Raw genomic sequence first — 21062 nt, forward strand, 5'->3', positions numbered from 1 at the left:
TGTTACGGCCCGCCGTGACGTAAGAGTTTCCTGAGAGTCGTTACAATGGTGAAGTCCGGCTGCGCGCCGGCCAACAACCATTGACCTCTCCGCCGGATCACCACTCTGGCGTGACGCCGCACGACACCGTCACGAAAGGGCGTACGTGGCAGCCACCGATACACGTCAGACTGCTGATTCTCCATCAGAGTCAGAGCCACAATCTCCAGCCGTGGAGGCGGCCACCGTCACCGCTCCGGCAGCCAAGAAGGCTCCGGCGAAAAAGGCTCCCGCCAAGAAGGCAGCAGCAAAGAAGGCTCCGGCCAAGAAAGCTCCGGCCAAGAAGGCAGCAGCTAAGAAGGCCAGCCCCAAGAAGGCCGGCGATCCTGATGCCGAAGACGGCGATGTCGAGTTGGAAGACATCGACATCACGGACGGCGACCTTGCCGAGGTCGAGTCCGATGTCGTCGAGGTCGTAGCAGTCGGCGAAGACGAAGAGACCGCTGCAGAGCCGTCCGAGAAGGACAAGGCTTCCGGCGACTTCGTCTGGGACGAGGAAGAGTCCGAGGCTCTCCGCCAGGCACGCAAGGACGCCGAACTGACGGCGTCCGCCGACTCGGTTCGCGCTTACCTCAAGCAGATCGGCAAGGTCGCACTCCTCAACGCCGAAGAGGAAGTCGAACTGGCCAAGCGCATCGAAGCCGGCCTCTACGCCGTGCAGATCATGCAGGATCTTGCTGACAAGGGCGAGAAGTTGCCTGCAGCTCAGCGACGCGACATGAGCTGGATCTGCCGCGACGGCAACCGCGCCAAGAACCACCTCCTCGAGGCCAACCTTCGCCTGGTCGTCTCGCTGGCCAAGCGCTACACGGGCCGCGGCATGGCGTTCCTGGACCTCATCCAGGAAGGCAACCTCGGTCTGATCCGTGCAGTCGAGAAGTTCGACTACACCAAGGGTTACAAGTTCTCGACCTACGCTACGTGGTGGATCCGTCAGGCCATCACCCGCGCAATGGCCGACCAGGCTCGCACCATCCGCATCCCGGTGCACATGGTCGAGGTCATCAACAAGCTCGGCCGTATCCAGCGTGAGCTGCTCCAGGACCTGGGCCGTGAGCCCACGCCGGAAGAGCTTGCCAAGGAAATGGACATCACGCCGGAGAAGGTGCTGGAAATCCAGCAGTACGCGCGTGAGCCGATCTCTCTCGACCAGACCATCGGCGACGAGGGCGACAGCCAACTCGGTGACTTCATCGAGGACTCCGAAGCTGTTGTCGCAGTCGACGCCGTCTCGTTCACTTTGCTGCAGGATCAGCTGCAGTCGGTACTCGAGACGCTGTCCGAGCGCGAAGCCGGCGTGGTTCGCCTGCGCTTCGGCCTCACCGACGGCCAGCCGAGGACTTTAGACGAAATCGGACAGGTCTACGGCGTCACGCGTGAGCGTATCCGTCAGATCGAATCGAAGACGATGTCGAAGCTGCGCCACCCGTCGCGTTCGCAGGTTCTGCGCGACTACCTCGACTAGTCACACCAGCTACGCGAAGAAGAGCCGCTCTCCGGATTTCCGGAGAGCGGCTCTTCTTCGTTTGCCGCCTCAGGCCAAGAGTGTGTCCCGGAGTTGTGCGATGTCCCCGTCGCTCAACTGCAGGCCGTCCCGGACGTAGTTGTCGAAGTTGCCGTACACCCGATCCACCGTGGCGAAAGACGTGTCCAGCCACGACTGTTCGACGCCGTCGATGAACGCACTCCCGGTGCGAGGTCCGGTGAGGTACTGGTTGCTGAGCATGTAGTCGGCGTTCACGTCGGCGCGGCTCACGCCGAGGAGGGTCAGTAGAACCGCAGTCATCCAGCCGGTACGGTCCTTGCCCGCCGAGCAGTGGTAGAGGACTGCACCCTCGGTGTTCGCGACGTTCACCAGAGCATCGTGGAATGCGCGGCTCGCCCCCGGATCGGTCGCCATCAACGCGTACATCGTGGGCATGTCCACCAGGGCCGGGAGGTTGGCGGGGTTGGTTCCGATGACGTCGAACCAGTTGGTTCGTGCCCCGTTCGGAATGCGGTCTTGCGAGAGCGTCCGTTCGACGACCGTGCGGAAGTCGTCCACCGATTCCACTCCGCGTTCGCTCAACGACGCGAGATCCGACGGCGTCAGCTTGTCGAGGGCATTCGAGCGAAACACCTTCCCCCACCGAACGGTCCGCCCCTCCTCGGTGACGTAGCCGCCGATGTCACGTGCGTTCGACGCACCCTCGAGATGCAGCGATCGGTCTGCGGCAACCTGCGCAGCTGCAGGTCCGGCTTGTTCGAGCGCGGGTATTCCCCCGGCGAGCGCCGGCACCGGACCGCACGAGAGGATCACCGCGCACAGGACTGTCGCGGCGGGACGGGCGATTCTGTTCGACATCCGGACAGAATAGGGCCGCAATCAGGACTTCGTACGAACCTTGATGTACAACGAGGCAACCGGTTCGATAACTCTTGCCGCCACTGGACCGATGACCGCCATCAGGAGCACGTAAGCCGTTGCCAATGCCGCCAGTTCGGCGTCGACCGCACCCGCGGACACCGCCAGCCCGGCGATGATGATGGAGAACTCACCGCGGGCGATCAGGGCGGCACCGGCGCGGGCTTGACCCATTCGCGCGACACCCTGACGTCTGGCCGCCCAGGCGCCGGTGATCAGCTTGGTGATCGCGGTGACGACGGCCAGGATCGCAGCCCACCCGAGGACGGGCGGAATGGAACTGGGATCGGTGTTGAGACCGAAGACCACGAAGAACATTGCAGCGAACAGATCTCGAAGGGGCTCGAGCACGCGACTGGCATTGTGCGCCGTCGACCCCGAGATCGCGATCCCGAGGAGGAACGCGCCCACCGCCGCCGACACCTGCATCGCCGAACTGATGCCGGCAACCAACAGTGCGGCACCGAGCAGCTTGAGCAGGAGCGTCTCACTGTCGGGACTGTCGAGGAGCGCGGAGACGTACCGCCCGTATCGCAGGGCCACAACAAGAACCACGGTGATGACCAACAACGAGATCCCGACCGCTTCGAGCCCGCCCATGAAGCTGACGCCCGCAAGCATCGCGGTCAGAATCGGCAGATACAGCGCCATCGCCAGGTCTTCGAACACCAGAATCGACAGCACGACCGGTGTTTCGCGGTTACCGAGGCGCCCCAGGTCGCTGAGCACCTTGGCGATGATTCCCGAAGACGAGATGTAGGTGACGCCGGCCATGACCGTCGCCCCCACGACGCCCCAGCCGAGAATCAAGCCGACCACCGCGCCGGGAGTCGCGTTGAGGACGATGTCGACGATGCCCGCTACGCGTGAGCGTTTGAGACCGGTCACGAGCTCGGCTGCGGTGTATTCGAGCCCCAACAGCAACAAGAGCAGGACGATCCCGATCTCACTTGCCAGATGGGAGAACTCGCCGATGTCTCCGAGTTGGATGAAACCGCCCTGTCCGAAGCACAGGCCGCCGATCAAGTAGAACGGGATCGGCGACATCCCCACGCGAGCAGCGAGTCGTCCGAGCAGTCCGAGCGCGAAGAAGACCGCGCCGAGTTCGATCAGTGCGAGGGTGGTTGTGTCCACGCGCCAGTCAGCCGTTGGCCAAGATTTTTGCCGCTGCGGCCAAACCGTCCGGCGTTCCGACTGCTACGAGAAGATCTCCCCCGGTGAAGGTGAAGTCGGGGTTCGGGGACGGGCTGACCTGTCCGGCACGCATGACGGCGACGATGGAGACTCCGGTACGCGTGCGCATGCCGGTGTCCCCGAGGGTCTGCCCGTCGTAGCGCGAACCGTCCTTGATGTAGAGCTGTTTGGTTCGAATGCCCGGAAGGTCACGGTGCTCTTCTTCGAGCTGCGCAACGAGCTGTGGGGCACCCAGGAGATTGCTGAGCGCTGCCGCTTCCTCTGTGGTCAGAGGCAGCGAGGCAGCACACGCGTCAGGGTCGTCTGCCTTGGACACGATGAGGTCGGTATGACCGTCCCGATGGGTGACGACACCCACGCGACGACCGGAAGACAGAACAAAATCCTTGCGCGTCCCGATCCCCGGTAGTGGGGTGACTTCTACGTTCATATACCAACGGTAGCGCCGATCGGCGACCTGCATCGCGTGAGGGCCACAATCCGCCGGGAGCACTTCGCGGCGAGCGAACCGGCGACCTACCGAACCGGCGAAAACACGCCGTTCTCGTCCGGAAGATACTCGACGACAGCGGTGACGGCTGTGACCGGAATCGGGGCGTACAGATGCGGGAATCGCATCGATTCCGGGTCAGAAGGGACGCCCGGTTCGTACTTGACCTGACCACCGAGCAGGGCCGGATCGATGGCGAGAAGGACTATGTCGTCGCGGCCGGCGAAGATCCGATTCGCCGGGAGATGAACTTGCGCCGGAGTCGACATGTGAACAAATCCCTCCGCCTCGAATCCGTCGGGGATACGTTCGCCGTGCTGTTGTGCCCGCGCCCATTCCTCGCGCGTGCACATGTGGAGCAACTCGACGCTCTCGTCGACAAGTGGTTCGCGTCCCGGGTTCATCCGCCCAGAATATCGGGCTGAGGTCGGCGATTCGAATCAGCTGTCAGCGAACAATCTTCACCCGAGAATGCCTGTCCAGCGCATTTCCAGTGAGACACAACACTAAGAAACGCCTTCGGGAACAACCCGTAAACCCCAAACGTCTGTAAGAGTGGATCTACCGCGCCATTCCGACGCGGCGGACCAGGCCCCAGGCACGCGGCCCGAATGCCGCAAAGCCAGTACGGAGGAGTCATGCCCGGAACACTGACCAGCCCACAGTTGACCGCTGCCGACCGGTGCGACCGGTGCGGTGCCGGAGCACGCGTACGCGCCGTGCTTCCCACCGGCGGCGAGCTTCTCTTCTGCGGACACCACGCAACCGAACACGCGGATCGACTTCGCGAGATGAATGCCGTCGTCTCCGAAAGCGAACCCGCAATCTGACCTGTCAGCCGGGGGTGGCCTCTTCACGAGGCGCGCCATGAACGCCAGAACGGGCGATCACAGTTACTGTGATCGCCCGTTCTGCCGTTCCGGGGCCGCAAGCACGCGAAGCGTACGGGACCGGTATCGGCTGCTACCAGCTGCGTAGGATCGCGATGCGCTCGGTCAGCTGATCGACAGTCGCGATGGCCGTCGGCGGGCCTCCGCACACTCGGCGAAGTTCCGCGTGAATGATGCCGTGTGGTTTGCCGGTGCGGTGAACGTTCATCGCCACCAACCCGTTCAGCTCTTTGCGGAGCGCTCCGAGCTGATCTGCCGTGGCCGCTCGATCGGATACCACTGCCGCCGTGGGTTGCGGTGCGGCGGCCTTGGCCGAGTTGGCCTCGACCTGTGTCTGCTGGCGTTGACGCAGCAATGCCCGCATCTGATCGGCGTCGAGTAGGCCTGGCAGACCGAGGTAGTCGGCTTCCTCGTCACTTCCGGCGAATGTCGCGGTACCGAAGGACGATCCGTCGTAGATCACCTGGTCGAGTTCGGCATCGGCGCCCAGGGACGTGAACGCCTTCTCCTCCTCGCCCAGCTCGTCCTTCTGCTTGTTCGCATCGGCGAGCAGGTCGTCTTCGAGGCCGTCCTTCTCACGATGCGGCTTGCCGAGTACGTGGTCACGCTGAGCCTCGAGCTGTGCAGCAAGGTCGAGAAGCACCGGCACCGACGGCAGGAAGACGCTGGCAGTTTCGCCCTTACGACGCGAACGCACGAAGCGCCCGATCGCCTGAGCGAAGTACAGCGGGGTCGACGCGCTGGTCGCGTACACACCGACCGCCAGACGGGGAACGTCGACGCCCTCGGACACCATGCGCACCGCGACCATCCATTTCTGGTCGCTCGCACCGAATTCGGCGATTCGCTTGGACGCGGTGGGGTCGTCGGACAGCACGACGGCCGGCTGTTCGCCGGTGATCGCTGTCAACGCCTTCGCGTACTCGCGGGCCACCGTCTGGTCCGTCGCGATGACAAGTCCACCGGCATCGGGCATACCCGTACTGCGCAGCTGCGCCAAACGGGTGTCTGCTGCTTGCAGCACGGCAGGAATCCAGTCGCCGGCAGGGTCCAAGGCCGTACGCCATGCCCGAGTCGTCTGCTCGGCGCTCAGCGGCTCGCCGAGCCGAGCGGTGAATTCCTCGCCGGCGTTGTTTCGCCACCGCGCCTCGCCCGAGTAGGCGAGAAACACGACGGGGCGAACCACGCCGTCCTTGAGGGCATCCGAATATCCGTAGGAGTGATCGGCTTTCGAGCGGAGCAGACCTTCCTTGTCCGGCTCGTACTCGACAAAAGGAATGGCACTGTCGTCACTGCGGAACGGAGTTCCGGTCAGTGCGAGACGCCTGGTCGCGTCGCCGAACGCCTCACGAATGGCGTCGCCCCAGCTCTTGGCGTCGCCGCCGTGGTGGATCTCGTCGAGGATGACCAGCGTCTTGCGGCCCTCGGTGCGCACACGGTGCTTCGACGGGTGCGAGGCAACCTGGGCGTAGGTCAGCACGACGCCGTGATAGTCACTCGAGGTCTGGCCGGTCGAGTTGGAGAACCGCGAGTCCAATGCCAGGCCGGATCGCTGAGCGGACTCCGCCCACTGGTGCTTGAGGTGCTCGGTCGGCGCCACGACGGTTATCTGGTCGACCGTCCGGTCACGGAGCAATTCCGAAGCTACCCGCAGAGCGAAGGTGGTCTTACCTGCTCCAGGCGTTGCGACCGCCAGAAAGTCACGCGGACTGCTGGAAAGGTACTTGGTCAGTGCACGGCGCTGCCATGCACGAAGGGAACCGGTAGGGGCGCCAGGTTGGGTTCCCGCGGATTGAGCTCCGGCGGGTTCGGACGAATTGCCGAACTCGGCTGCCACGGTCTCAGACGTCATAGGCCGCGCCTCCACTGGAATCGCACTGTTGTCTCGCGCTCCTCGAATTTTCATCAATGTCCGGCGACGAGCCTAGCCGCCGCCACCGACGAAAGCCGCACTCGAAGCGCGTACTCATGGCCGTTCTCACTCCGGCCGGCGAGGTTTCGCTGTTCTCGCATCCTGCCGACCTGCACGCGAATTGTCTCAGAAATGTGCGACACGTCGGCGCCATGGTTGGGCAACCGGGTGTGTCGTCAGGGATGCTGGAGACATCATGAGTGAAGCGCGAGGCGAGAAGTCGAGCGGAAGTGATCTGCACCACCGCAGATGGCATCCGCTACGCCGCACCGGGCAGTTGATCGGTCGCACACTGAGCAAGGCCTGGGACGATTCCATCTTCGGAAAGGCGGCTACGGCCGCGTTCTGGCAAACGCTGTCACTGGCTCCCCTGCTGCTGGGCCTTCTCGGAATGATCGGCTACATCGGTGGGTGGTTCGGACCCAACACCGTCGAGATCATCGAATCCAAGATCGTCACGTTCAGCGGAACGATCTTCAGCGAAAGCGTCGTCGACCAGATCATCCGCCCGACGGTGACGGACGTCCTTCAGCGCGGACGACCGGAGATCATCTCGGTGGGCTTCCTGCTCTCCCTGTGGGCGGGATCGTCGGCGATCAGTACGTTCGTCGACTCGATCGTGGAAGCACACGGTCAGCAGGATGCACGCAATCCCATCTGGCAGCGCATCTTCGCCCTGCTGCTCTACGTGATGTTCCTGGTGATGGCTGTGTTCATTCTGCCGCTGGTAGCTCTCGGGCCGACGCTCGTCGGGCGAGCACTGCCGGCCTCCTGGTACGTGGTCGGCTCGAATCTGGTCGACACGTTCTACTACCCCGCTGTCGGTCTGCTGGTGATCATCGGCCTCACGACGCTCTACAAAGTCGCTCTACCGAAGTCGCTGCCGTGGCATCGGCTGCTCGCGGGCGCGCTGGTCGCCGGTGTGTTCTTCATGGCCGCCAGTACCGGATTGCGCTGGTACCTGGGATTTGTCACCAGCACCGGCTACACGTACGGCGCACTGGCAACGCCGATCGCATTTCTGCTCTTCACGTTCTTCCTCGGTTTCGCCGTCGTCCTCGGCGCCGAGTTCAACGCGACGGTTCAGGAGTTCTGGCCGGCTCGTGCCACTCGGATGGAGCAGATGCGAGAGTGGCTTGCGGCTCAGAACACCGACGACGAGACCGGTCCGGTCACCAACCTGACCTGGCACCTGGCCACCAGCCCGATCCGCATCTCGGGCGACAAAGCGGATCCGGCCACAGTCCCCTCGTACGGGCGGCCCCGCAGCAGACAAACGGAGTCGCGCCAGAACTCGTGCGCCGACCAAGATCCCTGCGATGAACCGCACGCAGACGCGAAGAGCCCGGCGGCCGACTGCGTCGAGGCTGTCGATCCGCCGAGCTCCGGAAGTACTCCCGCTCGCGTGACCCGAGGTCAGTCGCCCTTACGGAGTCCTTCGTAAATCTTCTTGCAGTCCGGGCACACCGGTGATCCCGGCTTGGCGGACTTCGTCACGGGAAACACCTCGCCGCACAGCGCGACGACATGGGTTCCCATGACGGCGCTCTCGGCGATCTTGTTCTTCTTCACATAGTGGAAGAACTTCGGGGTGTCGTCGTCGGTCGTTTCGTCGGTGGAGACGTCGGGACGTTCCTTGGTTTGAGTGCTCACCCCTCCAATAATGCCGTCTCCGTCACAGCGGTGCGACCCACGGGTCGTGTGCAATTGTCGGCCGAGAGTGGAACAGTGGAGTCATGGCACGAAATGGCGCGTTCGGCAGGTCCGACGAGGCCGGGACTCCCGATAATCCCGTACTGATCACCGAAGCGCAGAAGTCCGTCGAAGAACAGCACAAAGCCCGAGTGCGCAAGTACATGATCATCATGTCCTTCCGGTTCCCGGCGTTGATCCTCGCGGCGATCGCGTACGGCATCTGGGCCAACGCCTGGATCTCGATGCTCATCATCGGTGCATCCATTCCGCTTCCCTGGATCGCCGTCCTGATCGCCAACGACCGACCACCGCGCACCAAGGACGAACCGAGCCGATACGACGGACGAAAGAAGACCGCAGGCGAGATCGAATCCGCGACGCACCACACCATCGAAGGCTGACAAGTTCCGCCTGCGAGAATGACGGGGTGAGAAGCGAAACGCTCCTGTCCATCACCCCTGCGCTGCGTGAGGCCCTGCTTCGCAATCGATTCGACACGGGAACCATGCTCGAGGCATTGGGTCCCGAAGTTCACGCCGCTCTCGGCCGAAGTGAGCCGGTACCCGTGCGCCGCGCCACCCGAGAACTCGGGGACCTGGGCGTTCTCATCAGACTGTTCCTTCTCGCCGATGATTGCCCAGCAGGCGACGTCGCCGCGGCGTTGACTCCGCTGACAATTGCGCAGTGCGTCGACGCCGGCCTGCTCGAAGGTGAAAACTTCGACAGCGAGAATCCGCTCGTGCGGGCCGCGGTCGATCTTCGCCCCATCGACGTCGGCGACGGCGACCGTTGGGTGATCTCGGATCTCGACGGCGGAATCCGTCCCAAGAAGGCCACGGCCGATCACGTGCTGGGAGTCGGACATGCGTCACTGTCCTTGCTGCAGGCCACGCCCACCGCGAAGGTCGGCAGCGTGCTCGACCTCGGTACGGGATGCGGCATCCAAGCCCTGCACGCGAACACATACGCGGATTCGGTCACCGCAACCGACATCAATCAACGCGCCGTCGACCTCACGGCCGCAACCATGGCGCTCAACGGACTGGACGTCGAACTGCTTCAGGGGTCCTGGTTCGAACCCGTCGAGGGTCGAACCTTCGACCAGGTGGTCGCCAATCCCCCGTTTGTCGTCGGCGAGGCACGCGTCCATCACACGTACCGCGATTCCGGCCTCGATCTCGACGGTGCGAGCGAATTGATGATCTCGCGCTCGATCGACTATCTGAACCCCGGCGGCACGGCAGCACTGTTGGCCTCGTGGGTGCACATCGAAGGACAGGACTGGCGTTCGCGGATCGCGTCGTGGCTGCCGGCGCACGGCGTCGACGCCTGGGTGGTGCAGCGCGACGTGGCGGACCCAGCTCTGTACGTCGGCACGTGGCTCAAGGACGGCGGGCAGGATCCGCGAGATCCGGAATCGGCATCGAGAGCAAACGCCTGGCTGGATCACCTCGAAGAAGCCGATGTCGAGGGCGTCGGCTTCGGTTTCGTGTTCCTTCGCCGCACCGACTCCCCCACCGACCTGATGGCCGAGGACCTCATGCACGGCTTCTCGGACCCGCTCGGGGCCGAGGCGCTCGCTTACTTCGACCGTCTTGCCTGGTTGCGTGAACACGACGTCCTCGAGGAGCGATTCGTCCTGGATCCGGACACGGCTCTCGAACGCGTCTACCTCCCCGGCGACGAGGGATGGCAGCAAGTGGTCACGCGTGTGCACCGCGGCAACGGACCGCACTGGCAGCACGAGATCGACGAACTCGGTGCTGCGCTGCTGGCCGGGCTCCGAGCGGACGGACTGGTGGTCGACGAACTGGTCGAACTTCTCGCCGCGGCGAACGGCGAAGACCCGGACCAGCTACGTGAGGCCGTCGTCACATTGCTGGTCTCGCTTGTCCGGCACGGGTTGGTGCTTCCCGTCACGAACTGAGTTCCCGGTGAGTTGCAGATTTTTGTGTTCTCAGCAACTTCTCAGGACGACTGGGAAATAACTGCAGGTCACGGCGTTTTAGCGGAAATCGGCGCGGGAACTTTCCCGGAACTCTCACACGTTGAACTGTGTGAGAGACCGCCGATAGGGAGGCAAGTCATGACAAGCCCCAGCACCACTACTCGCATTCGTCCGAGCGCCGCAGATCTGGACGCCCAGAGCCCGGCCGCAGACCTGGTCCGCGTCTACCTGAACGGGATCGGTCGTACTGCACTGCTGACAGCAGCAGACGAGGTCGAACTGGCGAAGCGAATCGAAGCGGGGCTGTACGCCAGCCACGTCCTTGCCACGGGAAAGCGCCTGACAGTCGCCAAGAAGAGGGATCTCGCAACGATCGTTCGCGAGGGACAGTCGGCGCGTAGCCACCTCCTGGAAGCGAACCTGCGACTCGTCGTGTCGCTGGCCAAGCGCTACACCGGCCGCGGAATGCCGCTCCTCGATCTCATTCAAGAAGGCAACCTCGGACTCATCCGTGCCATGGAGAAGTTCGACTACGCCAAGGGCTTCAAGTTCTCGACGTACGCCACCTGGTGGATCCGTCAGGCGATCACCCGCGGAATGGCTGATCAGAGCCGCACCATCCGGCTCCCAGTCCACCTCGTGGAGCAGGTCAACAAGCTCGCCCGCATCAAGCGTGAACTGCACCAGCAGCTCGGGCGCGAAGCGACGGACGACGAGTTGGCCGAAGAGTCGGGCATCCCGGCGCACAAGATCGCGGACCTGCTCGACCACAGCCGCGACCCGGTAAGCCTGGACATGCCCGTCGGTAACGACGAAGAAGCACCCTTGGGCGACTTCATCGAAGATTCCGAGGCGACTTCGGCGGAGAACGCCGTCATCGCCGGTCTGCTGCACAGCGATGTGCGCAGCGTGCTCGGGACGCTCGACGAGCGCGAGCAGCAGGTCATCCGACTTCGCTACGGTCTCGACGACGGCCAGCCTCGCACACTCGATCAGATCGGCAAGCTCTTCGGCCTCTCGCGTGAGCGGGTTCGTCAGATCGAGCGTGAGGTCATGGGCAAGCTCCGCGTCGGCGATCGCGCCGAGAAACTGCGTTCCTACGCGAGCTGATCAAACAACACAGCACGTGCGTCAGCGCGCCACACCACTCGCGCTGACGCACCGCACAAAGCACCGGCCACCGCTTATTCCCTCCCCCTCGGGAATGTGCGATGGCCGGTGTTGTTCGTTGTACCTACCGCAGACGCCTGGGCCCCAGGTCGATTGCGCTCGGCTCTGGCCCGATGCGTACTCGCGAATCGGTGATCTCCGCGCCGGTAGCCGAAGCAAGTACCGGCTCACAGGCCAGTTCGCGGACTTCCGGAATGTCGTCGGCCAGCGCCGAGATCCGCTGGACCAGATCGACCAAGGCACCCTTGTTGACCGGAACGGCGTTGCGATATCCGGAGAGCAGCGGCGCTGCCTTGGGTGCGTCGATCAACTCCGTAGCAGCGTCTTCCGTGAGCGGCAGTACGCGATAGGCACGGTCCCCGAGGAGATCGGAGATCACACCGGCGAGACCGAATGAGATCAGCGAACCGAACGACGGGTCGTCTTGGACACCAACCACACACCCGATGCCCTTGGTTGCCATTTTCTGCACGTGCAGCAGCGGTTCACCCGATGCGGCCGCAAGATCTCGGTAAGCGAGGCGCACCGATTCCGGCCCACTCAGATCCAGCCTGACGCCGCCCAGATCCGGTCGGTGGCGCCACATTTCGCCGGTTGCCTTGACCGCGACCGGGTAGCCGACAGCATCCGCTGCCTCTACAGCTTCGTCTTCGCTCAGGACCGAACGGAATTCGACGACTGCAACCCCGTAGCACTCGAGAAGAGCTGCTGCTTCGACGTCCGAAAGCCAACGGCCAGGCGAGTTTTCAAGCCAGGCGGCCACCATCTTCTGGGCTCGTTCGGAGTCGATTCCCGCGGGGCGAACAACCTTCGACGCAGGCTTGCTACGCCACTCCGCGTAACGCCAGGCCCTCGCCAACGCCAGTGCGGCGCGCTCCGGCCCTGGGTAGGACGGCACCGAACCGCGGGTCGGGTTTCCGACTTCGTCGCGGACCGCCAGGACGTCCGGCACACCCTCGGCTGCGAGGAACGTCGTGAGAATCGGCTTGTCCGAGCCGGCGACGGCGTCTTTGAGTGCTTTCGCGAACGGCTCGACCGGAATGGCAACCGGAGGAACGAAGACGGCGATGACGGCATCGACGTCGAACGACGCCAACGCGTCGCGCACGGCAGCGGCGAACAGTTCCGGACTCGCCTGGGCACCAAGGTCGACCGGGTCGCTGACCTGCAAACCTTCACTGCGGGCGGCGTCCGCGGCAAGGACACCGAGCGCGGTCGAGTTGCCGATGACAGCAAGCCGCGGACCCGCCGGCAACGGCTGGTATCCGAAGAGCAAGGCACAGTCGAACAATTGTGAAATGGAGCCGACCTGGATGACGCCCGCCTGTTCGAAGAGGGCGCGGACGATCGAATCGTCGATCTCGACTCCGGTGGCGGCGAGAACCGGCGGAACCGCGTGCCGACCGCTCTTGACCGCGACGATCGGCTTCTTCCGCGCAACTCGGCGGGCGATCCGGGAGAACTTTCGCGGGTTGCCGAAGCTCTCCAGGTAGAGAAGGACCACTTCGGTGGACTGGTCGGAATCCCAGTACTGCAGAAGGTCGTTGCCCGAGACGTCCGCACGGTTGCCGGCAGAAACGAAGGCGGACAACCCGATTCGGCTGCGCGCGGCTTCGTCGAGAATGGCGATACCGAGCGCGCCGGACTGACAGAAGAAACCCACGTTGCCTGCCACCGGCAAGACCGGCGCGAGAGTCGCATTCAACGAGATCGCGGGGTCGTTGTTCGCGACACCCAGCGCATTCGGACCGATGAGGCGCATTCCGTGAGCGCGTGCTGCATGGACCAGTTTGCGTTCGGACGAGCGTCCGTCCGGACCGCTCTCACTGAAGCCCGACGAGACCACCACCAGCGCTTTGACGCCCTTGTCGAGGCAGTCGTCGAGTACCGAATTGATCGATTCCGCAGGTACAGCCACGACGGCGAGATCGACGTCGTCAGGAATGTCACGAACAGTTGGGTACGCCCGCACCCCGTGAACCGAACGATGCTCAGCGTTGACGGGGTAGACCGGTCCGGTGAATCCGCCGCGCAGCAGGTTGGTCAACACCGCGTTACCCACCTTGGCGGGGTCCGCTGATGCGCCGATCACTGCCACCGATCGTGGACTCAGCACGTTTCCCATGCTGCGGGCCTCAGCTGCCCGCTCACGCGAATTACGCACTGAAACAAGCGCTTCCGTCGGGTCGATCGCGAATTCGAGTCGCAGCACGCCACCGTCGAACGAGCGGCTCACCTGATACCCCGCCTCACGGAACACCGTCACCATGTTGCGGTTCTCGGACAGGACCTCGGCGACGAACATCGTCAGGCCGTTCTCAGCCGCTGCTGCTGCCAGGTATTCGAGCAGGATCGGGCCGAGGCCGCGCCCCTGGTGTGCGTCGGCGACGACGAAGGCGACCTCGGCAGACTTTCCGTCACCGACGTCGAGGAGTCGCTCGTAGCGACCCACCGCGATGATCTCGTCTCCGAGCATCATCACGAAGGCGACGCGGTTGTGGTGGTCGACCGTCGTGAAGTTCTTCACGTCGCGCGCCGACATCGTGGGATACGGGCCGAAGTAGCGCAGGTACCGAGTGCGCTCGGAGAGTTTGCCGTGGAATTCGACGAGCTTGTCCGCGTCCTCGGGAACGATGGGTCGCAACGCCACCGCGCCGCCGTCGGAGGCGAGAACGTCGACTACCCACGAATGGGGATAGGTGTGAGCGGGGTCGGTCTTCGGCGCCTGGTCGCTCGCGCCGCCGGCATCGGTATCGGACTGTTCAGTCACGGGGATCCTCCGGGTCGAGTCCGAGTAGCGGGAACGAAGCGCGGCGTGTGGCGATGATCGCCGAGTCGATTCGGGTGAGTGCACGATCTACCGAGGCGACACCTGTCTCCGGTGTACCACCCGGGCCGTCCCACGGGGTGTATGCGACATCTCCGCCGTCGCCCATGGTCGGCGGGAGGTCGACGCTCGGCGCTCGCAGCTTCGTCGATTCCTTCCACTCGTCAGGCACAGCTGTGTCGACGTCGACCTCGCGATCGAGCGCGGCAGCGATCAGGTGAGTCCATGCCCTCGGCACGACGCGAACCAGTCCGTATCCGCCGCCGCCGACTGCCAGCCACCGGCCCTCGGAGTAGCGGTCGGCAAGATCGCGCATTGCCAGGAACGCTGCGCGCTGGCCGTCGACGGTCAGAGCGAGGTCCGCGAGCGGGTCCTCGCGGTGCGAGTCGACTCCACACTGGCTGATGATGATCTGCGGGCGGAAGGCAGCAATGGCCCCCGGTACGACGGCGTGAAATGCGCGCAGCCACAACGCGTCGACGGTTCCGGGAAGCACCGGGATGTTCACTGCAGTGCCTTCGGCGGCCCCGTCGCCGACCTCGCTCGACCATCCGGTGTTCGGCCACAAGGTTGCCGGGTGCTGATGCAGCGAGACCGTGAGCACCCGCGGGTCCCCGAGGAACGCATGTTGCACTCCGTCGCCGTGGTGAGCGTCGACGTCGATGTAGGCGATGCGGTCGTAGCCGTTGTCGAGCAGCCACGAAATCGCAACCGCCGCATCGTTGTAGACGCAGAATCCAGAGGCCCAATCCGCCATCGCATGGTGCATGCCGCCGCCGATGCTGACCGCGCGCCTCGTACGTCCCGAAGCGATTTCCTGCGCTGCGGCCAGCGAGCCGCCGGCGAGGATCGCACTGGCTTCGTGCATGTGCGGGAAGACCGGGTTGTCCTCGGTACCGAGCCCGTGGGGAACATCCTGGCCGCTCACACCGTTGTTCGCAGAGTTACCCGCGTCTTTGACCGCTGCAAGATATGCCGGTGTGTGGATTCTGAGGAGGTCGGCATCGGACGCGGCGCTCGGTTCGAGAAATTCGATGCCCTCGAGAAGTCCGAGGCTTCGCGAGAGTGCCATCGTGAGATCGAGGCGAGTGGGATTCATCGGGTGATCGGCGCTCCACCGATAGCTCAGGTACTCCGGACTCCACACCACGACTCGATTCGCTCGAGACGCCGCGGGGTCCCCGTCAGATCTGATCGACGCGGTCATGGGATCACGCTACTTCCTTCTCGTTTCGTGCCGCACACCACACTCGCGGCCCGCTTCGGAGACCGAGATCGAGTGACACGAATCCAATTCGGACACGCGCTGGACTCGCCGCAGTGGAGGCGGCACCGGAACCACGAACTGAACGGTAGAATGATCAACTGACGAAGGGGTTGAGTGTGAAGGATCTAGTCGACACCACGGAGATGTATCTCCGGACGATCTACGACTTGGAAGAAGAGGGCGTAGTCCCACTCCGGGCGCGGATCGCCGAACGGCTCGAACAGAGCGGACCCACCGTCAGCCAGACAGTTGCGCGTATGGAGCGCGACGGCTTGCTGATGGTCGCCGGCGATCGACATCTGGAACTCACCGACAAGGGTCGCGATCTCGCGATCTCTGTCATGCGTAAGCACCGGTTGGCAGAGCGCCTACTGGTGGACGTCATCGGTCTCAAATGGGAAGACGTACATGCCGAGGCATGCCGTTGGGAGCACGTGATGAGCGAGGAGGTCGAGCGTCGGCTCGTCGTCGTTCTGAACAACCCCACGACGTCGCCATACGGCAACCCGATTCCGGGCTTGGACCAGTTGGGACTCGACGGCCCGGTTGCCACCACCGAAACGTTGGTGCGCCTGACCGATATTCCGCACGGCGCACAGACAGCTGTGGTCGTTCGGCGACTCGCCGAGCACGTGCAGTCCGATCCCGAGGTGATCGCGCAGCTGCGTGACGCCGGCGTCGTTCCCGACGCCAGGGTGACGGTCGAAACCCGTCCGGGCTCGGTGACCATCATCGTGCCGGGTCACAGCGGGTTCGACCTGTCCGAGGAAATGGCTCACGCCGTTCAGGTCAAGCAGGTCTGAGGAACTAGATGAAACTCCTGGTCACCGGCGGCGCCGGTTACGTCGGCAGTGTGTGCAGCACTGTGTTGCTCGAGCGTGGACACGAAGTTGTCGTCATCGACGACCTCTCCACCGGAAATGCCGACGCGGTGCCTGCCGGTGCCGAGTTCATCGAAGGGGATGTGGGGGCGCTGGCCGCCGACATCCTCGGCAATGCGGGTTCTCCGGTTTTCGACGGCGTACTTCACTTCGCTGCGCAGTCGCTGGTCGGCGAATCCGTGCTGCACCCCGAAAAGTACTGGCGCGGAAACGTCGTCACGACCATCGAGCTGCTCGAGGCGATTCGTGTCTCCGGCACTCCCCGGCTCGTGTTCTCTTCCACCGCGGCAACGTACGGCGAGCCGGAGCAGTCCCCCATCGTGGAAACCGCTCCGACCCGCCCTACGAATCCGTACGGCGCGACCAAGCTCGCGATCGATCATGCGATCACCTCGTACTCGATCGCCCACGGCCTCGGCGCTACCAGCTTGCGCTACTTCAACGTCGCGGGTGCGTACAAGTCCGCCGGCGAGAACCGGGTGATCGAAACCCACCTGATTCCGCTCGTCCTTCAGGTCGCACTCGAGCAGCGAGACAAGATCTCGGTATTCGGAACCGACTGGCCCACGCCGGACGGCACCGCGGTACGCGACTACATACACGTGCTTGACCTCGCCGAAGCGCATCTGCTGGCGCTCGAATCCTCGGTTCCCGGCGAGCACCGTATCTACAACCTCGGAAGTGGTGCCGGCTTCAGCGTGCGCGAGGTGATCGCTGCCTGTGCGCGGGTCACCGGCCTGCCGATCAACGTCGAAGACGCGTCACGACGGCTGGGTGATCCGGCCGTACTGATCGCATCGAGCGACAAGGCGATTGCCGAGTTGGGTTGGACGCCCACGCGTACCGATCTCGACGTCATAGTCGCCGATGCATGGCAGTTCCTCCAGGATCTGGGCGACCGCTCACACGCTGCTCGCTAGCTTCCACTCGGCAGTGCCGGCGGCAAACCGGCAATTCCGAGCGATTCCCCGATGGACAATCCGACGGCCGCAAGGTCACGGATCCCATCGGGGTGCACACCGGATTGCAGCGATAAATCCAGCAATCCGGCCAAGGTATGTTCCGAATCGGCCGACAGTGCGGCCGACAGCGCAACACCTGCCAGGGGCCCGTCGCCGCGCACGTATGCAAAGAACCCGAGAAGTGTTGCCGGCCAAGCTCGTTCGGGAGACGGTACTTCATGGGTAAGTACGAGCCACAATTGCTCGGCATGTGCGGCAACCGACGTGATCGCCAGACCCAACACCACGTCGCGCACGTGAACGTCCGTCAAAGCGACCACCAGATCGGCGCATTCCTGCAGGTCAGGGTAGTAAGTGCCTGCCTCCACACGGCGGACATGTTCCAACACCAGATCGACCCGGCGCTGAACTGCTGCATCACGGCCTGATCCCCCGCTGTACTCACCCGATTCTCGGCGGCTCGCGATCAGTCGGGCAATCGCGTCGTGATTACGAGCGGCACCGTGTACCCACCGGACCAGTTCCTCACGCGAACGGCGAATGACCCTCCCGCCCAACACCTGCGCCGCCGCGACCGACGAAGATGCCGGGTCTGGCAGGGTGCCGCAGTGAATCGAACGCGTGACGCTCGTCCACGGCTGGCCAGATTCTATTGCGGCCGTGCACAATACGTCAGCCAGCTCGACGCAGGTTCCGCCGAGCACGTCTTCGAATACCTCGGCCAGCTCGATGGTTTCGTCGATGAGAGTTTCAGCTGTCGAGCAATTGGTGATCACCACGAGAACGACCGCACGCGCTCCTTCCCCGTCACACACGGCGGCGAACTGGCGCAGCGCCACGCTCATCTGCCTCGCAGGCTTTCCCTTGACGCTGGGAAAGTAGTCGTGTCGCATTACCGGGCCGAGCGTCGAGGCGGAGGCGCCCATCAGAGACAGCGCAACGACGGAGTTGGACGGATGGAATCCCAGGAGGGCGGGTATTGCCGCGATCAATTCGCCTGGATCGGAAACACGTTCAACGCGTCCGAAAAGGGCCAGGTCGTCGTCGGAGAATTCGAATTCTCCTGGAAGAGGTGATGTGGTCATGCACAGACCCTCGCCGATCGCCCCGATGCCGCCATCCGCTCGACCAGGGAAAACAGCGACGTCGAAGTCGTCTGTGGATTATCGAGTCAGTTGGGGACGAATTATCGCGCCGCACCGAAAAGGTCCGCTCTGTGTCGGACCCGTGTGCTGCGAAATCACTTGCCTGCTTTGACCTTCTGTACGGCTGCGGTGAACGCTTGATCCAGAGGTGCCGTCGAGGGCGTCGCAGAACCGAACGTCATCAGTGTTGTTGCTACCCGTACGTCGCCGACCTGCGCGATCAATGTCAGCATCGTCTGATCGCCGGCTGCGGCTTTGGGGGACACGACGGTGCGGCGAAGTGACATCGTCTTGTCGGCATCGATCGGCGACGGCGGAAGAATTTCCGTCGTCACTGTAGTGGTGACGCCGTTCGCAGTGACCGTCATGGACGGGCACTGGCGAGTTTGCGCTTCCAACTCGTCCAAGGGCGCGTCGACCTTCGTGAGTTCGACCGAAATCGTTGCCCTCGTCGCATTGTCGGTCCCGACCGCCATCACGGTCCCGTTCGGACCGTAATCCTGTTCCGGTGGCTCACATTCGGATGGATCGACGGTGGCACCGCGTGGGACGCCGACTAGATCCGGCGCTGCCATGGGAACGGCCTGCGGGGGCAGCACAACAGCGCCGAAGGGCTCGGGAAATTCCTCGGGAGTCAGCAGCAGTTCGGACAACGGTGCCGCCGTTTTCGGAGAGGTGGATTTCGGCGTCGAGGATTTGGGTGCAGTCGTCGTACTCGGCGCCGCTGAGCCGCTGTCGGTCGCACCGGCAGTCGCCGGCGCGGAGTCCGGAACGGGTGCACCTTGGACCGACCCGGAGCAGCCCGCGAGTAGTGCAACGGCGGCCACCGCAGCAAGGGAGCATGCGGCCACTCGCCTGGACGATCGTGGACACACCCGCATGTAAGCCTCCGCACTCGACCTCGACCGATCCCGACAATCGACCAATGCATTTCGGACAAATCGGCCGTGCCGACCTTTTCTTCCACTCTGCCATGTCCGAAGCCGCGCACCCGACATCTAGCGAACGCCCAGGCCAAGTGTCGAAAGATACCGCTCGGCTTCGCTCTCGGCGAACGTCCGTCTCGTCGGATCGGGAATGATCGGTCACCGACTCGGTGTTCTTACCGATGAACGTCTGATCCAGTGCTGTCAGGCACCTGACTCCGATGCTGTCGAGCGTGCGCCGATAGTGGACACTTGAGATCAAGACCGAAGAGCGAAGGGGACTGCGATGGACGAACAGTCGAGGATGTACGAGCTGGAATTTCCGGCGCCCCAGTTGGCGGCTGCCGACGGCCAGGGACCGATCCTGATTCACGGACTCGAGGGTTACTCCGACGCCGGTCACGCCGTGAAGTTGGCGACGACGCATCTGCGCGAAAGCCTGGAAACCGAGCTTGTCGCGTCGTTTGCTGTCGACGAGCTGATCGACTACCGCTCACGTCGACCAACGATGACGTTCAAGGCCGATCATTTCTCCGATTACGACGCTCCGGCGCTCAATCTGTACGCACTGCGCGATACGGCCGGCACGCCGTTCCTGCTGCTCGCAGGGATGGAACCGGACCTCAAGTGGGAGCGGTTCACCACAGCCGTTCGTCTGTTGTCCGAACAGCTGGGAGTGCGTCGAACCATCGGGCTCAACGCGATTCCGATGGCAATCCCGCACACCCGACCGCTGGGTGTGACAGCACATTCGACCAACAAGGACCTGATCCAGGACCATCAGCGTTGGTCAGGTGAACTGCAGGTTCCCGGCAGCGCATCGTCACTCCTCGAGCTTCGTATGTCTCAGCACGGGCACGAGGCGATGGGCTTTTCGGTGCATGTCCCCCACTACCTCGCGCAAACGGACTACCCGGGCGCCGCAGAGACTTTGCTCGAAAACGTTTCCGAGGTTTCGGATCTGGAATTGCCCTTGGTTGCACTGGGTGAGGCCGCGGCGCGCGTTCGGGAACAGGTTAACGAGCACATAGCCGGGAACGAAGAAGTTCAGACTGTAGTCCACGCTTTGGAGCGTCAATACGACACTTTTGTCGCCGCTCAGGAACAACAGTCGTCCCTTCTGGCCGGCGAGGCCGACCTTCCCAGCGGTGACGAGATCGGCGCAGAGTTCGAAAAGTTCCTGGCCGAACAGGCAGGAAATGACGACTTCGGCTCAGCTGGAGACCTCGATCGAGGCGACAACTGACGAAAATGTGACGGGCGGGGCGCATAATTCGACATTGTGCGCATTCCGCAACCCCTCCGTTACCTG

At 63.6% G+C, this 21062-nt stretch carries 19 protein-coding genes; 9 read left to right on the forward strand and 10 right to left on the reverse strand.

Annotation, left to right across the window (positions count from 1 at the left end; all coding sequences use genetic code 11):
* Positions 1-145: 145 nt before the first annotated feature.
* Positions 146-1504: an RNA polymerase sigma factor gene (locus CPI83_RS15830; RefSeq protein WP_019748245.1), complete on the forward strand. Its 1359-nt coding sequence runs from the start codon at positions 146-148 to the stop codon at positions 1502-1504.
* A gap of 69 nt (positions 1505-1573) precedes the next feature.
* Here CPI83_RS15830 and CPI83_RS15835 read toward each other — a convergent pair whose 3' ends face one another.
* From CPI83_RS15835 to CPI83_RS15850, 4 genes are all read right to left on the reverse strand, one after another.
* Entirely contained in the window at positions 1574-2383 is an 810-nt protein-coding gene (locus tag CPI83_RS15835) for a tyrosine-protein phosphatase (protein ID WP_047888402.1), read from the reverse strand.
* Between the two features lie 21 nt (positions 2384-2404).
* Positions 2405-3577, reverse strand: a complete 1173-nt coding sequence (locus tag CPI83_RS15840; protein WP_003943778.1) for a cation:proton antiporter — start codon at positions 3575-3577, stop codon at positions 2405-2407.
* Between the two features lie 7 nt (positions 3578-3584).
* On the reverse strand, positions 3585-4067 hold the full coding sequence (locus CPI83_RS15845) for a cation:proton antiporter regulatory subunit (protein ID WP_021344116.1): 483 nt from the start codon (positions 4065-4067) through the stop codon (positions 3585-3587).
* 86 nt (positions 4068-4153) lie between these two features.
* Entirely contained in the window at positions 4154-4531 is a 378-nt protein-coding gene (locus CPI83_RS15850; RefSeq protein WP_097387411.1) for a DUF952 domain-containing protein, read from the reverse strand.
* A 234-nt stretch (positions 4532-4765) separates the two neighbouring features.
* Here CPI83_RS15850 and CPI83_RS15855 point away from each other — a divergent pair, with 234 nt between their 5' ends.
* On the forward strand, positions 4766-4957 hold the full coding sequence (locus CPI83_RS15855) for a hypothetical protein (protein ID WP_003942643.1): 192 nt from the start codon (positions 4766-4768) through the stop codon (positions 4955-4957).
* A 133-nt stretch (positions 4958-5090) separates the two neighbouring features.
* On the opposite strand, the gene CPI83_RS15860 is transcribed toward CPI83_RS15855, so the two are convergent.
* Positions 5091-6869, reverse strand: coding sequence for a DEAD/DEAH box helicase (locus tag CPI83_RS15860; protein WP_097388190.1), 1779 nt, complete (start codon positions 6867-6869; stop codon positions 5091-5093).
* A gap of 256 nt (positions 6870-7125) precedes the next feature.
* On the opposite strand from CPI83_RS15860, the gene CPI83_RS15870 reads away from it, so the two are divergent.
* Positions 7126-8373 (forward strand): YihY/virulence factor BrkB family protein, encoded by a 1248-nt coding sequence (locus CPI83_RS15870; RefSeq protein WP_097387412.1) that lies wholly within the window; start codon positions 7126-7128, stop codon positions 8371-8373.
* Here CPI83_RS15870 and CPI83_RS15875 read toward each other — a convergent pair.
* On the reverse strand, positions 8346-8582 hold the full coding sequence (locus tag CPI83_RS15875) for a DUF3039 domain-containing protein (RefSeq protein ID WP_003942602.1): 237 nt from the start codon (positions 8580-8582) through the stop codon (positions 8346-8348). The genes CPI83_RS15870 and CPI83_RS15875 overlap by 28 nt on opposite strands.
* A gap of 83 nt (positions 8583-8665) precedes the next feature.
* Between CPI83_RS15875 and CPI83_RS15880 the strand changes: the two genes are divergently transcribed.
* The 3 genes from CPI83_RS15880 to CPI83_RS15890 all read left to right on the forward strand — a co-directional run bounded on the left by CPI83_RS15880 (position 8666) and on the right by CPI83_RS15890 (position 11682).
* A complete protein-coding gene (locus CPI83_RS15880; RefSeq protein ID WP_019748237.1) occupies positions 8666-9025 on the forward strand; it encodes a DUF3099 domain-containing protein in 360 nt (119 codons plus the stop codon).
* A gap of 26 nt (positions 9026-9051) precedes the next feature.
* The gene (locus CPI83_RS15885; RefSeq protein ID WP_019748236.1) at positions 9052-10551 is read left to right on the forward strand and encodes a methyltransferase; all 1500 of its coding nucleotides are present in this window, start codon (positions 9052-9054) and stop codon (positions 10549-10551) included.
* Between the two features lie 159 nt (positions 10552-10710).
* The gene (locus tag CPI83_RS15890; protein WP_003942639.1) at positions 10711-11682 is read left to right on the forward strand and encodes a sigma-70 family RNA polymerase sigma factor; all 972 of its coding nucleotides are present in this window, start codon (positions 10711-10713) and stop codon (positions 11680-11682) included.
* 124 nt (positions 11683-11806) lie between these two features.
* Here the strand turns inward: CPI83_RS15890 and CPI83_RS15895 are convergent, their stop codons facing one another.
* Both CPI83_RS15895 and CPI83_RS15900 read right to left on the reverse strand, forming a co-directional pair.
* Positions 11807-14512 carry a bifunctional GNAT family N-acetyltransferase/acetate--CoA ligase family protein gene (locus tag CPI83_RS15895; RefSeq protein ID WP_020969494.1) on the reverse strand — a complete coding sequence of 902 codons (2706 nt, stop codon included), beginning with the start codon at positions 14510-14512 and terminating at the stop codon, positions 11807-11809.
* Positions 14505-15776, reverse strand: coding sequence for an acetoin utilization protein AcuC (locus tag CPI83_RS15900; RefSeq protein ID WP_019748234.1), 1272 nt, complete (start codon positions 15774-15776; stop codon positions 14505-14507). The genes CPI83_RS15895 and CPI83_RS15900 overlap by 8 nt, the downstream gene beginning before the upstream one ends.
* Positions 15777-15952: 176 nt before the next feature.
* Between CPI83_RS15900 and CPI83_RS15905 the strand changes: the two genes are divergently transcribed.
* Positions 15953-16639, forward strand: a complete 687-nt coding sequence (locus CPI83_RS15905; RefSeq protein WP_003942150.1) for a metal-dependent transcriptional regulator — start codon at positions 15953-15955, stop codon at positions 16637-16639.
* 8 nt (positions 16640-16647) lie between these two features.
* Positions 16648-17637: a UDP-glucose 4-epimerase GalE gene (galE, locus tag CPI83_RS15910; protein ID WP_019748233.1), complete on the forward strand. Its 990-nt coding sequence runs from the start codon at positions 16648-16650 to the stop codon at positions 17635-17637.
* Here the strand turns inward: galE and CPI83_RS15915 are convergent.
* On the reverse strand, positions 17634-18764 hold the full coding sequence (locus CPI83_RS15915) for a DUF4192 domain-containing protein (protein WP_070385145.1): 1131 nt from the start codon (positions 18762-18764) through the stop codon (positions 17634-17636). The genes galE and CPI83_RS15915 overlap by 4 nt on opposite strands.
* Before the next feature lie 155 nt (positions 18765-18919).
* The gene (locus tag CPI83_RS15920; protein ID WP_029255254.1) at positions 18920-19675 is read right to left on the reverse strand and encodes a sensor domain-containing protein; all 756 of its coding nucleotides are present in this window, start codon (positions 19673-19675) and stop codon (positions 18920-18922) included.
* A 361-nt stretch (positions 19676-20036) separates the two neighbouring features.
* Between CPI83_RS15920 and CPI83_RS15925 the strand changes: the two genes are divergently transcribed.
* The gene (locus CPI83_RS15925; protein WP_003942198.1) at positions 20037-20996 is read left to right on the forward strand and encodes a PAC2 family protein; all 960 of its coding nucleotides are present in this window, start codon (positions 20037-20039) and stop codon (positions 20994-20996) included.
* Positions 20997-21062 lie beyond the last annotated feature (66 nt).

This window comes from Rhodococcus sp. H-CA8f (assembly GCF_002501585.1).
Taxonomy (GTDB): domain Bacteria; phylum Actinomycetota; class Actinomycetes; order Mycobacteriales; family Mycobacteriaceae; genus Rhodococcus_F; species Rhodococcus_F erythropolis.

What these genes read in the sequence shown, in the direction of transcription:
- CPI83_RS15835 (WP_047888402.1), bottom strand. Translation starts at nt 2,383, where the DNA reads ATGTCGAACAGAATCGCCCGTCCCGCCGCGACAGTCCTGTGCGCGGTG.
- CPI83_RS15845 (WP_021344116.1), bottom strand. Translation starts at nt 4,067, where the DNA reads ATGAACGTAGAAGTCACCCCACTACCGGGGATCGGGACGCGCAAGGAT.
- CPI83_RS15850 (WP_097387411.1), bottom strand. Translation starts at nt 4,531, where the DNA reads ATGAACCCGGGACGCGAACCACTTGTCGACGAGAGCGTCGAGTTGCTC.
- CPI83_RS15855 (WP_003942643.1), top strand. Translation starts at nt 4,766, where the DNA reads ATGCCCGGAACACTGACCAGCCCACAGTTGACCGCTGCCGACCGGTGC.
- CPI83_RS15860 (WP_097388190.1), bottom strand. Translation starts at nt 6,869, where the DNA reads ATGACGTCTGAGACCGTGGCAGCCGAGTTCGGCAATTCGTCCGAACCC.
- CPI83_RS15870 (WP_097387412.1), top strand. Translation starts at nt 7,126, where the DNA reads ATGAGTGAAGCGCGAGGCGAGAAGTCGAGCGGAAGTGATCTGCACCAC.
- CPI83_RS15880 (WP_019748237.1), top strand. Translation starts at nt 8,666, where the DNA reads ATGGCACGAAATGGCGCGTTCGGCAGGTCCGACGAGGCCGGGACTCCC.
- CPI83_RS15890 (WP_003942639.1), top strand. Translation starts at nt 10,711, where the DNA reads ATGACAAGCCCCAGCACCACTACTCGCATTCGTCCGAGCGCCGCAGAT.
- CPI83_RS15900 (WP_019748234.1), bottom strand. Translation starts at nt 15,776, where the DNA reads ATGACCGCGTCGATCAGATCTGACGGGGACCCCGCGGCGTCTCGAGCG.
- galE (WP_019748233.1), top strand. Translation starts at nt 16,648, where the DNA reads ATGAAACTCCTGGTCACCGGCGGCGCCGGTTACGTCGGCAGTGTGTGC.
- CPI83_RS15915 (WP_070385145.1), bottom strand. Translation starts at nt 18,764, where the DNA reads ATGACCACATCACCTCTTCCAGGAGAATTCGAATTCTCCGACGACGAC.
- CPI83_RS15925 (WP_003942198.1), top strand. Translation starts at nt 20,037, where the DNA reads ATGGACGAACAGTCGAGGATGTACGAGCTGGAATTTCCGGCGCCCCAG.